Below are 12,672 nucleotides of genomic sequence, written 5' to 3' on the forward strand. Positions count from 1 at the left end.
TTAACCGCACTAATTGTATCTTCATTATGCTACAAAATTTTCTGCACACGTTCCATATCCCGGTCATGGGCCTGGCCTTTTCCATTGACTCCCCACTAAAGGTGGCCCGTTTTGGAATTTCCTCCGTTCTTTCCCTTTGTGATGACGCCCTGCTGGAAGACATGCGCCGTTACTATTCTGCCGTATTCCAAAAGCCTTACGTGCCTATTCAGAAAGACGAGGAAGACGGCCGTGCCCGCCGGGCCACCGCTTACCTTGACCTGGTAGATGACGTGGTGAACGAGCAGATAGAGCGCTTGCGCCAGGAAGAATTTGCCCCCGGCACCCAACTCACCAAATACTTTGAACTGCTGCCCGACAACTCCCCGCTCCGCGCGCTGTATGAGCAAATGCTGGCCTCTACTGATGCGCCTTACCAGCAGTACCTGCAGTCCCAATTGCGCGAAGCCGTCACCCCTGGCTCTATTGACGTGAACATCATGACCAAGCTGGACAAGACCAATTACGGTCCAGACGGACAGCCCCTTCCGGCGGAGTTCACCGATGCCTCTGCCGCCCTGCGCGGGTTTGCCAAAAGCAAGGTGCGATCTTCCATCGTGTTTTCAGCGGGTATGAACATGCGCCTCTATGGCTACATGGACCAGTTCCCCTGCTTTCTGCCCAATGCCGCCGGTGAGTTTGAAAAGAAAGTGATTTTAAAGGTAAGTGATTACCGGTCTGCCGCCGTGCAGGGTAAAATATTGGCCAAGAAAGGCATCTGGATCTCTGAATTCCGGGTAGAGTCTGGCTTGAACTGTGGGGGCCACGCCTTCGCCACCGACGGTTTTTTAATGGGACCCATTCTGGAGGAATTCAAGCAGAACCGCCAGGCCCTCCGGACCGAACTTTGGGACATGTGCCAGGCCGTTCTTACCGCCAAAGGCCTTCCGGCACCCACCCAACCCCCGGTGCAGAAACTGACCGTACAAGGAGGCTTGGGCACAGTCCAGGAGCATGAGTTTTTACTGGAGTATTACGGCGCCGATGCGGTAGGCTGGGGAACCCCTTTCCTGCTGGTACCAGAGGCCACTACCGTAGACGCCCACACGCTTACCCAACTCTCTGACGCCACCTCTGATGACCTGTACCTGAGCCCAATTTCCCCGCTGGGAGTACCCTTCAACGCCATGCGCGGCACCACCAGCGAGCAACTGACCCAGAGCCGCATTGACAAAGGCAAGCCCGGCAGCCCCTGCATCAAGAAACACCTGGTTTCTAACACCGAGTTTACCGACGAGCCTATCTGCACGGCCTCCCGTAAGTACCAGCGCCGCAAGCTGGAGCACTTAAAATCTCAGGAACTGTCCCTTGAGGCCTACCAGCGCGAGGAGGCCAAAGTATTAGCCAAAGAGTGCCTCTGCGAAGGCCTGGCCAACACCGCCACTGAGGAATATGGCCTCAACAAGAAAGGCAGCAACCCCGTGGCCATCTGTCCAGGACCTAACCTGGCGTTCTTCTCGGGTATCTTTAAGCTGCAGGAAATGGTAGACCATATCTACGGTCGCTTTAACGCCCTTAACCAGACCTACCGGCCCCACGTGTTCATCAATGAGCTGAACCTGTACGTAGCCTACTGGAAAAACAAGAAAGAAGAGCACCTGGAAAACTTTAACCAAAAGCAACAGAAGTACCTGCAGACTTTTCGGCAGAACCTGCAGGAAGGCATCAACTACTACAAAGAACTGTTGCCTACCCTTTTTTCTTCAGATGAACTGGAACGCCAGGTCATTACCTTAAATGAACTGCTGGAAGCCGAGGATCAACTTCAGCTTTCTTTGGTACACGCCTAACGTTTGAGATGGACACGATCAGACTCACGCGCCGCTTCACTTTTGAGGCGGCGCACGCGTTAGCGCACTATGACGGCCTTTGCCGCCACATCCATGGCCACTCCTACAAACTGGAAATCACGGTTATGGGCAGCCCCATCAAAACACCCGGCCACCCCAAAGACGGCATGGTCCTGGACTTTGGCGACCTCAAGCAACTGGTACAAACCCACGTACTGGAGCAACTGGACCACGCCCTGGTGCTGCGTTACGAAAGCCCTGCCCCCCTGCTGGCGGTACTGCAGGACCACAAACTGCTGCTCCTGCCCTACCAACCCACCTGCGAGAACCTGTTGCTCTACATCAAAGACTGCCTGCAACCCCACCTGCCCCCCACCGTCCATCTGCACAGCCTGCGCCTCTGGGAAACCGAGAATGCCTTTGGCGAGTGGCACGCAGCTGATAATTTTTAGCCAGATTTTCTGGTTTTCCTTTCTTGGTTTAGGTGAGAATAGGCATCATAGCAAGCTTCCCTGTTTTAGGGCCGTTTTTCATAAAACAGCCTTAAAACAGGGAAGCTTGCTTTTAAGAATTTAAGAGGAGGCAAAGTGTGCTTTGAGGCTATTGCCTCACTGAAGTTGCAAACTTCAGCTTATAATGGGTCCAAGTTGGAAACTTGAACCAGAAGAAGGTAGAATTAACCTGTTTAAAGGACTTACCAAAGTTTAGAGAATGACCATGGCACTAGCGACCGCTGATATCATTTACGAAAGTCAATGCAAACATATGAATTACAAGTTCTTGACTTTCCTCTCAGAAATCATCAGCACTGATTCTTCAACGCAGACTCTCCCCTTGAGGGGAGAGTCTGCGCTTAGTACGGCATATCATTGGTATCAGACTGAGTGTTATTCCAAAGGTTCTAGTTGCATTAAGGCTTAAGTTGATTATATAGCGTTAACTGATGTAATAAAACACCATTGCGTAGCTTAATCTTTTCTGCCTAGAAAGCTGAATTTTTAGCCAAGCAAGCTTAACCCGGTCCTACAAAGCCGGAGCATCCTGAAAGAAGACACTGGCCGGCAGTTTGCTTTTTGAAATACCAGGCCCAGACCATTGCAGATCTAAACCAGCGGTGCTGCCCGGCTGACGGGTGTAGTAGAGTCTTACCGGATGAAGGCCTGCTTTCAAGTGAAGCTCTCCTTTTATTTCCTGGCCGACTTTATAGCCATAATCTGCGTCTAAGACAGTGGCCTCATGCAGGCGTAGCAAGGCACCTCCATCGGTGGTAAGATAAAAGGTGTAGGTACCATCTGCAGGAGCGTTGATGTAGCCCTGGAAAAACAGCAGGTTTTGGTTTGGCTTACCAACGTCTCCCATTGGCTGCGGGGTTTGCCCGGTGGCGGTGGCCTGCAGCGAGGTGATCTCGGGTACCCAAAGGAAATCACCGGCGAAGGCTTTCCAGCTCAGGCCTGGTTTGGTTTTGGTGGCTACCACGGCAGGCATCAGTTCCTGGTCATAGGGCCTCGGAGCTTCAGGGTCTGGCCTACGTGCCTGCAGTACCTTGTCTTTCATCTGTTGCTGCAGTTTCTCCATGCCCGGGGCCTTGGCCAGGTTGTTTACTTCCTGGGGGTCCTTCACCACGTTATAGATTTCAAAGTCATTAGAGTGGGCTTTGATGTCATACCGCACGCCTACATAGTCACCTAACCGGATGAGTTGCATCTGGCCGCGTTTCCGTTTCTGGTGCGCGGGGTGAAACTCGGCCAAAGTCGGGGTGCTGCCGTTGTTTTCATATTCTACATACACCAGGCTTTCCTGCTGATTTCCTTTGCCCGTGAGCGATGGCAATAGCGAAACGCCATCGGTACGGGCGGGGGCGGGAACACCGGCGGCGTGGGTGAAGGTAGGCAGCCAGTCATGCGAGGCATTGGGCGTCTTTACCACGGTGTTGGCCGGAATGTGACCGGGCCACCAGGCCAGGGCCGGCATGCGTACGCCGCCTTCCCAGACATCGCGCTTCACCCCGTCAAACGGCCCGAAACTGTTGAAGAAATCTGGGTTGTTGTCTTTCTTGCCCAGGTATGACTCCAGCGATGGCCCGTTGTCTGAGGAGAAAACCACCAGGGTGTTTTCGTCTATCTTCAGGTCTTTGAGGAGTTGCAGCAGATCGCCAATGGCGTCATCAATGCGCCGCACCGAGGTAGCGTAGCGTTTATAGACATCGGGCCAGGCGATTTCTGGGGTTGCCGGGTTCTTGTCATGGTCATAGGTGGCGTGGGCGTAGTCTGGGTGGGTCCAGGAATCAACGGTTCCGGAGGCGGTATTGATCATCTGCCCGGGTTTGCCGGTCCATTGCAGTCCGCCTTTCAAACCACCGCCCGCCGGGTAGGCTTGGGTGGGCAGTTCCAGCACGGCATGCGGGGTATCATAGGCCAGGTAAAGAAAGAACGGGTTCTCTTTGCCTTTGGCCTGGTCTATGATCCACTTTTTAGAGGCGGCGGTCCAGAGATCGGCAGTGTAGCATTTGTCCAGGGTGGCTGCTATTTCCGTGCGGTTTTGGTACACTTCCTTGGCCCCGCGATAGACGCCTTCTTTGGGGTAGTGCTCATGCCCATCGCCGTGCCGTATGTAGCCCAGATAATAGTCAAAGCCCCGGTTGAGGGGATGCCCGGGCCAGTTTTTGTTTTTGCCCTGCAGCCCCCATTTGCCCACAGCCGCCGTGGCATAGCCCGCCTTTTTCAGCACTGAGGCCATGGTGTGGTTATCTTCCAGTGCTTTGTCAAACTGGTTATCCCGCACGTTGGCGTGGCCCTGGCTCAGGCCCAGCAATATAGAAGCGCGCGAGGGTGCGCACACCGGCGCACCGGCATAATGATGGGCCAGCACCGCGCCCTGGGCCGCCATCTTATCCAGGTTGGGAGTGTAGGCCCAGGGCTCACTGCGGTCTTTCCTGGTTTGGCGCTGTTTCTGGAAAAACACCCCCAAATCGCCGTACCCCAAATCATCCGTCAGGATAAAGATAATATTAGGCTGCTTCTTTTGAGGAACCGAGGGTTTAGTTTGTGCCGCCCCAGAAAAAGGCAGGCAGACACTGATAAGGACCAATAAAATAAGTGGGCGGAAAATCCTTTTCATAGCAGGGTTATAGACAAGATTCATCCTTTGGCAGGTAAGCCGTACCAAGGAAATTGTTTATTTAAGAAGCAATCATTTTAACCGCCTATTCATCTTCCTCCTTCGCAGTGCTGGCTTTAGGCACATGGGCGCTGCCGTACAATGGGTTCTTCTGCTGCGGAATTTTGGCTCCGGTTTTCTGCGCCCAGGCCAGCAGGTCCTTTAGTAATTCATCGCGTTTAGCAGGGTTGGCTTCGGCCAGGTTCTTTTTCTCGCCCAGGTCATCTTTGAGGTTATACAGCTCCACCGCCTTGTTGCTGGCCAGCTTACTTTTACCGCCGTCAAGCACCCATTCTTCATGGTAGAGCAATAGTTTCCAGTCGCCTTTTCTGATGGTGGAAACCGGCCGGGACCTGAAATCCTGGTCCCTGGAACCGGGGTGGGCATTGTCCAGGTAACCCGGGAAGTGCCAGAAAATGGCAGGGCGATTTATGGCTTTCTCTCCATTAAAAAGCCTTACCAGACTTTCGCCGTCAAGCACCTTCTCTCTGGGTTTCACTGCACCGGCCACTTCCAGAAAGGTAGGAAACAGGTCCACGTTGATAACCGGCGCCTGCTGCACCGACCCGGCTTTGATCACGCCTGGCCACCGCGCAATAAACGGCACCCTTATGCCGCCTTCATAGTACATGCCCTTAAAACCCCTGAGCGGAGTCTGGGGTGATTCTGGCAGCCCGCCGTTGTCTGAGGTAAACAGCACCAGCGTATTTTCTTCCAGCCCCAGTTCCTTTATCTTCTTAAGCAGGATACCCACGCCATCATCCATCTGCGCGTTCATGGCGGCGTAGGCCTGGTGTTGCTGGTAGGTGCCTTACTTGCCTTTGAATTTGGCTAGCATTTCTTCCCGCGCCTGAATGGGCATGTGGTCTGCGTGGTGGGCCACGTACAGGAAGAAGGGCTGGTTTTTGTTAGCCTCCATGAACTTGACGGCCCCGTTAGTGATGCGGTAGATGCCTTTAGGGTCGTTGGTCTCTGCGAACTGCTTTCTGCTGGGCGGGTTAAAATCATCGGTTACGTCAAAGCCCTGGTCTATAGGGAACGTGCCTTTTTTGTGGCCCACGTGCCACTTGCCAAACATGCCGGTTTTGTAGCCTGCGTCCCGCAACCCTTCGGCCAGGGTGTACATTTCTGGGGCCAGCTCATTGGTGTTAGGAATAGGCTCCAACCGCATTTTATTCACAGGACCGCGTTTGGTGCTGCCAACCGCGTAGATGCCATGCCGAGGCGTGTACTGCCCCGACAGCAAACTCCCGCGGCTGGGCGCGCAGTTTCCGGCGGCGGCATAGGCGTTGGTAAAGACCATGCCCTGCCGGGCCAGGGCGTCAATGTTAGGCGTCTGGTAAAAGTCACTGCCCGTGAACCCCGCGTCTTTCCAACCCATGTCATCAATAAAGATCAACACAATGTTGGGCTTCTGCTTTGGCGCCTGGGCCGTAAGTTGGGCCGCCGTAAAAAAGCAGAGAACGAAAACTACAGCGGAAAGGTATTTTCTGATTTGCATGAATCTGTGGGTTTGCCGGTAAGGGAATCGTTAAAAAAGGGAAAGCGGGCGAGTGGCGTTTTGAGCCTGTTTTCCAGAAAACAGCCCTAAAACGGGTGGAAGCCTTTACGCCTTATTCCTTTATCTTTTTCTCCAGTTGCCTGGTAATCAAGGTGGCTAGTTCCTGGTAGCCTTTTGGGGTATAGTGGACGTTATTCGGGGCCTCTCCGTACTTTTGATGGATTTCCATGGACCCTGCGTAAATATCGTTCACTTCAATGCCATGCTTTTTCATTACTTCCCGGGCCACTGCATTATAAAGAGGCGCGTCTTTCACATATCTTCCCGGTTCATTCTCCGGCACATAAGAGGTAGTGACAAACAGCAGTTTGGCATTGGTTTTCTTTAGGATGGTCACCAGTGAGTCAAGGTTGGCGCGGTACTGTTCTGGGGTGTGGGCAAGGGAGCCGTTCACTTTATCGCTTTTCCCGGCTTTGTTTCCTTCCCAGGGCAGGCGGTAGCACAGGTCCCACAGGCCCCAGTTAAACTGGATTACGTCCCACTTTTCCTGGCCCAGCCATTCATGAATTTTCTTCAGGCCGGTACCGGTATGCTGGGCGTTTCCTTTGTTATGCACAAGCACCGCCTTGTCTGCCAAACCTTGCTGCACAAACGGGAAGTAGCCAATGGAAATGGAGTCACCAATCACCAGCACATTCTTTTTGCGCGGCGCCCAGCCAGACAGCAACACGGTTAAAAGCAGAAGTAACCCAATCTTTTTCATGGCAAGATTCCTGTCTTTTATAATAAGCCTTTAGGCAACTTGTTCAGGTTTTGGTTCAGGTCCATGAGCACCTTGGCCGGGTACACCGCACTGTTCAACCACAAAGGCAGGTTATACTTGGTAAAGAACGTAGGGAACTCGCCCTCATGTGCCTGCTGCACCACAGTAAAGGAGTTGGCCAGCGATTTGGCCTTGGCCAGGTAAAGCGGCTTTTTGGTTACTTCATAGGCGTGCCAGAAGGTTTCTACCATAATGCCTGCCGAACGCCCCACCGGGTACCAAAACACGTATTGTTCCTGCACGCTGGGCGTGATCCAGTCTTTGGAGTTTCGGCCGGGGGTTTTATTGTCGGTGGCGTACGGGCGGGGCTGTTCCCAGATCACAAACTGATCTTCAGAGAAGCGCACCAGTTCCTCGGCTAAGGCCACATGGCCGGGGTTGTTTTTGCTGTTGTTAAACAGGTAAATAGCCAGGTCGCAGGCCTGCTCGCGGCTCAGGTTTTTGTAGGGCGGCCGCGCGTACACGTCTTCAAACTGCCCCTGCCAGTCAAAGGTCTTCACGGGGTTATCCAGAATGTATTGGAGCGCTTTTTTGGTAGGCGTCTCCAACCCCTTTACCCCGTAGTCCGTTCTGAGGCGATCAAAGTAGTTGGTCACGGCCGTAGGAATAGCAATGTTATCGGCTACGGGCTTATTGGTGGCGTGGTGCACAAACTGGTACCAGCTGCCGTTGGGCATCTGATTTTTAAGGTAGGTCTGCGAAATACGCTGGGCGGCTTCCAGGTACCGGACGTCTTTGGTGTGGTCGTACAGATCCAGGAAAGCGTAGCCGGCATCCACCCCCATCATGGTGAAGTTGTTCACATCATTCATGTGGGCCTTTTTCCCATCCAGTTTCACGCCATAATATGTAGGCACAAAATACTCCCAGGCCGTGCCCGGCTTATACCGCAGGTCCAGCATAAAATCGGCGACAATACGGGCCAGCTCGGTGGCTTTCTGCGCTTCTGGGGTATTGGGTTTGAGGCGGGCATACGTGATGGCCCCAATGACCAGTGCGCTGTGTATTTTGGCGGGGTACCGGTAGTTAAGGTATTTAGGGTCCGGCTTTTTATAAGTAAACCAGTACTGCACATATTTTTCGGCCATGAGCTTTTCCAGCGCCACCAGAGCGCTCTGGTCATAGGCCAGGGCGGTGGGCTCATGATAAGGCCCATTGAAGGGCGATGCCCGATAAAAGCTCCCCTTCCCGGCTAGCCCCAGGCTGTCTCCGGCGGCGTTCAGGCCTACCACCTGCACAGAGAAAGTACCTACCGGCACCTGGGCCCAAATGGGGCTAAGCGCCTCATACGGCACCTTGGCCTCAAAACTGAATTTCTTTTGATCCCTGACAGAAACCACGGTATACAGGTACTTCACCGCGCCCTGAAGAACTTTATAGTCAAAAGCCGGGGCATAAATAAACAGTTTGGCCTCCTCGTTCCAGAACGGCACTTTGCCCGGCACCCCTGGCCTGACCGGAACCTTTGACTCTTCCAGCGCTATCTCGCCCAGAGACTTTCCTTTGGTGGTGACCACTGCGCTACTTGCCGCCCCGGCCGGAGCTGCGGACTGGCAGGAATTCAAATACCCAGCCAAGGGTAACATGAGGCAAAGAAGTAGTTTTCTGTTCATCCAGTAGGTTGTTTATTAATGCAAATGGTTCCACACGGCCAAGCCATCTCGCCCTGCGAAATGCCGGTTAACAATAACTTATTTGGTAATGGGTAATTTCATGGTGAGCCGATTTTCCAGCGGAAAATCAGTCGTTAGACATCTATGTAGGTACAAAGCTTAAGGCCAGCTTTTCCCTTTGGTAATTTTTTCAACTTGGAGAAGGTATGCGTTTCTTACGATGCGCCTGGTAAAATAAAACCCACGGAAAGGCTTATAAACCTAGCCTCCTAATCCTAACCTGATGATAAGCAATGTGACTTAACTAGCCACCTAAAAAGCTTGCCAACGCTCCTCAATTCTGCATCAGCTTTTTACGCTAGCCGCGTGTAAACCCAGCAAGAAAGCTCGTCAACTGCCAGCTTATCCCCTCCTCAGAATCAACAGCTTTCGCCTCCACTGCATAGGTAAAACCTAAAGGTCCGGACACCGCAGGGCTACCAGAAGAATCTCCTTTTCCGTTTTGGGCCTGTTTTTCTAAAAACAAGCCCAAAACGGATACAGTGAAATAGACTAATGTCTGCTGCCTTTCCGTTTTACGGGCGTTTTCTCAAAACAGGCTCAAAACAGCGTTAAGCTCCCGTAGCCTTTACTGGCTCCTGCACTGCCAGCGCCTGGTACAGAATCTCGGCGGGGTGCAGGGCTTTCCTGGCGGTGCCGTCTTTAATCTGATGGCGGCAACTGGTGCCGGCGGCGGCTATCAGAACGTCTGCTTGCGCCTGCCGTACCGCCGGGAACAAGACCAGCTCGCCTATCTGCATAGACACGTCATAATGCTCTTTCTCATAGCCAAAAGACCCGGCCATACCGCAGCACCCCGAAGAAATCATCTCCACCTCATAATTCTGGGGCAGGGACAGAATCTTCTGCGTGGGTGTGAGCGCCTGCAACGCCTTCTGGTAGCAGTGCCCGTGCAGCTTGATCTGTTTTCTCTCCTGCGTGAAAGCCGAAGAAGAAATGTTTCCGGCCGCCGCTTCCCGCAGCAGGAACTCCTCCAAAAGAAACGAGTTGGCGGCTACTTTTTTGGCGAGCGGCACTAAATCCATTGGCACCAGGTCCAGGTACTCATCGCGCAGCGTGAGCAACGCCGATGGCTCTATGCCTACCAGCGGGATGCCGCTTTCCATGGCCTTGCCAAGGAGCTGCACGTTTTTGATGGCGATCTTTTTGGCGTCCCGCACCAGCCCTTTAGAGAGATAAGTACGGCCGCTTTCCAGGTGCTCTGGTAGCTGAACGTCATACCCCAGGGCCGATAACAATTTCACCGTAGTCTGGCCTATCTCTACGTCATTGTAATTGGTGAATTCATCGCAGAACAGGTATACCGGTTTGCCGGAGGCTGGCACGCTCTTTTGCTCCTTCTTCCAGTTGGCAAACCAGCTTCTGAGCGTGGTGGAACCCACGGTGGGCAGAGAACGGTCTACGGCAAACCCTACTGTTTTCTTTATTAATTTCCCAGTCACCGGATTGGTGATCATGAAATTGTAGAGGCCCGGCACCCAAGAGGCCAGCTGCTGCATTTTGGTGAAGTTCCCGATCATTCGGGTGCGCAGAGGCACGCCGTTGGCGTCATGGTAATGCTGCAGGAACTCGGCTTTCATCTTGGCCACATCTACGCTGCTGGGACACTCAGACTTGCAGGCCTTGCAGCTCAGGCAGAGGTCCATCACCTCCTTGATTTCCTTATGGTCAAACTTGTTGAGTTTCTCTGAGTTGGTGAGGAACTGGCGAAGGATATTAGCGCGGGCGCGGGTAGTGTCTTTCTCCTGGCGGGTGGCCATGTAACTGGGGCACATGGTGCCGCCGCTCACGTGGGTCTTGCGGCAGTCGCCGGAGCCGGAGCATTTTTCGGCCATGCGCAGAATCCCCTCCTGGGCCGAGAAATCAAACAGCGTCTCTACGGGTATCACCGCCTGCGCTATTTTCTCTTCGTACCGCAGGAACTCGTTCATAGGCGGGGTGTCCACAATCTTGCCCGCGTTGAAAATGCCCTTGGGGTCAAAGGCGTGCTTTACCTCTTTCAGCAGCTGGTACACCTCCTGGCCCAGGGCCGCGGGAATGAACTCGCCGCGCAGGCGGCCATCCCCGTGTTCACCGCTGAGAGAGCCGTTGTATTTTTTCACCAGCTCGGTGGTCTCGGCCAGCACCGTCCGGAAGAGTTGCTTTCCTTCCTCAGTTTTGAGGTTGATCATGGGTTCCACGTGCAGCTCGCCGGCGCCGGCGTGGGCGTAGTAAGAAGCCTGCAGGTTGTACTTGTTTAGCACCACCTGCAAATCGGTGATGTAGGCAGGAAGGTCTTCGGGAGACACGGCGCAGTCTTCAATGAGGTTCACGGGCTGCACATCGCCGGGCAGGTTCCTGATCAGGCCCAAGCCTGCTTTGCGCACTTCCCACACCGGTTTGGTCAGCGCGCCCCGCACCAGCGGATAGGCATAGCCCAGTCCGGCAGCCTTTAAATCGGCTACCAGGGCCTCGGCCTTTTCGGTGATCACGTCCTGGCTATTGGCCATGAACTCTACCATGAGCAGCGCGGCCGGATCGCCTTCAATAAAGAAGCGGTTCTGCTCATAGGTTTTATGGCCCTTGGTGAAATCCATGATGTACTTGTCCACCAACTCAGAGGCCATGGGCTGGTGCCGCAGGATGATGATATTGGCCTCCAGGGCTTCCAGCAGGGAATTGAAATGCACGCAGACCAAACCCTCTTCTTTGGGCGGCAAGGGAATGAGGTTCAGTTTGGCCTCCAGAATGAACGCCAGGGTACCTTCAGAACCGGCCAGCAGTTTACAGAGATCCAGGGTGGTCTGGCCTTCGGGGCCGGCGCCTTCGTCTACCAGAAAATCAAGGGCGTAGCCGGTGTTGCGGCGGGTAAGGGTCCTTTTGGGGTAATTCTGCTCAATGACGGCGCGGTTATGGTCATCGGTGACCAGGCCGTACACCTTGCGGTAGATATCGCCTTCCAGGTTCTGGAGGGTGAGTTTCTGCTGGAGTTCCTCGCGGGTGAGCGGCTTGAATTCGGCTTCTGAGCCATCGCTGAGCAGTACTCTTGCGGAAAGTAAATGCGTGCGGGTATCTCCCCAGACAATAGAGTGCAGGCCGCAGGAATTGTTGCCAATCATACCGCCCACCATAGCGCGGCTGGCAGTAGAGGTCTCAGGCCCGAACAGCAATCCGTAAGGCCGCAGCGTGGCGTTCAGGTCATCCCTGATCACGCCCGGCTGCACGCGTACCCACTGCTCTTCCTGGTTTACTTCCAGCACCTGGGTAAAGTATTTGGAGATGTCTACCACCAGGCCGTGGCCCACCACCTGTCCCGCCAGTGAGGTACCGGCCGCCCGGGGGATTAAGGTAAGATGGTGTTGATTGGCGAATTTGACCAGCGTTTTAAGGTCTTCTATGGTCTGCGGAATAGCCACCGCCACCGGCTTCTCCTGGTACACCGAGGCATCTGTGGAGTACACCATTTTCTGGGCCAGGTCCAGCGAGGAGGCATCATTAAAATACAGCTCACCGGTCAAGGCGGACTGAAGGTGAGAGAAAGCGGATATGGAAGGGGAAACGGTCATAAGTTCAAGCAAAAGGGGTATGCCAGCGGTCCATCGGCAAAAAGCTTCCTGCTGGCCAGGTCTGGGCTACAAACCTCCCTAAAAAACCTTAAATATCCGTCATGCGGAGCAGGTTTTTACAGGGTTTGCCACCAGGGCACCAGGC

General features: G+C 53.9%; 6 protein-coding genes and 1 pseudogene. 2 read left to right on the forward strand and 5 right to left on the reverse strand.

What is annotated here, in order from left to right:
- The first annotated feature begins 26 nt into the window (after positions 1-26).
- Together TH63_RS11780 and TH63_RS11785 are read left to right on the forward strand one after the other, a co-directional pair.
- Positions 27-1,829 carry a nitronate monooxygenase family protein gene (locus TH63_RS11780; RefSeq protein ID WP_048921110.1) on the forward strand — a complete coding sequence of 601 codons (1,803 nt, stop codon included), beginning with the start codon at positions 27-29 and terminating at the stop codon, positions 1,827-1,829.
- Positions 1,830-1,837: 8 nt separating this feature from the next.
- Positions 1,838-2,281, forward strand: a complete 444-nt coding sequence (locus tag TH63_RS11785) for a 6-pyruvoyl trahydropterin synthase family protein (protein WP_048921111.1) — start codon at positions 1,838-1,840, stop codon at positions 2,279-2,281.
- Between the two features lie 571 nt (positions 2,282-2,852).
- On the opposite strand, the gene TH63_RS11790 is transcribed toward TH63_RS11785, so the two are convergent.
- From TH63_RS11790 to TH63_RS11810, 5 genes and pseudogenes are all read right to left on the reverse strand, one after another.
- A complete protein-coding gene (locus tag TH63_RS11790; RefSeq protein ID WP_048921112.1) occupies positions 2,853-4,946 on the reverse strand; it encodes a sulfatase-like hydrolase/transferase in 2,094 nt (697 codons plus the stop codon).
- Between the two features lie 85 nt (positions 4,947-5,031).
- Positions 5,032-6,486 (reverse strand): annotated as a pseudogene (locus TH63_RS20920) (sulfatase).
- 112 nt (positions 6,487-6,598) lie between these two features.
- Positions 6,599-7,249: an SGNH/GDSL hydrolase family protein gene (locus TH63_RS11800; protein WP_048921113.1), complete on the reverse strand. Its 651-nt coding sequence runs from the start codon at positions 7,247-7,249 to the stop codon at positions 6,599-6,601.
- 17 nt (positions 7,250-7,266) lie between these two features.
- A complete protein-coding gene (locus TH63_RS11805; RefSeq protein WP_156180567.1) occupies positions 7,267-8,922 on the reverse strand; it encodes a hypothetical protein in 1,656 nt (551 codons plus the stop codon).
- Between the two features lie 611 nt (positions 8,923-9,533).
- Positions 9,534-12,527, reverse strand: coding sequence for an FAD-binding and (Fe-S)-binding domain-containing protein (locus tag TH63_RS11810; protein WP_048921115.1), 2,994 nt, complete (start codon positions 12,525-12,527; stop codon positions 9,534-9,536).
- Positions 12,528-12,672 lie beyond the last annotated feature (145 nt).

This window comes from Rufibacter radiotolerans, from assembly GCF_001078055.1.
GTDB classification, from domain to species: domain Bacteria; phylum Bacteroidota; class Bacteroidia; order Cytophagales; family Hymenobacteraceae; genus Nibribacter; species Nibribacter radiotolerans.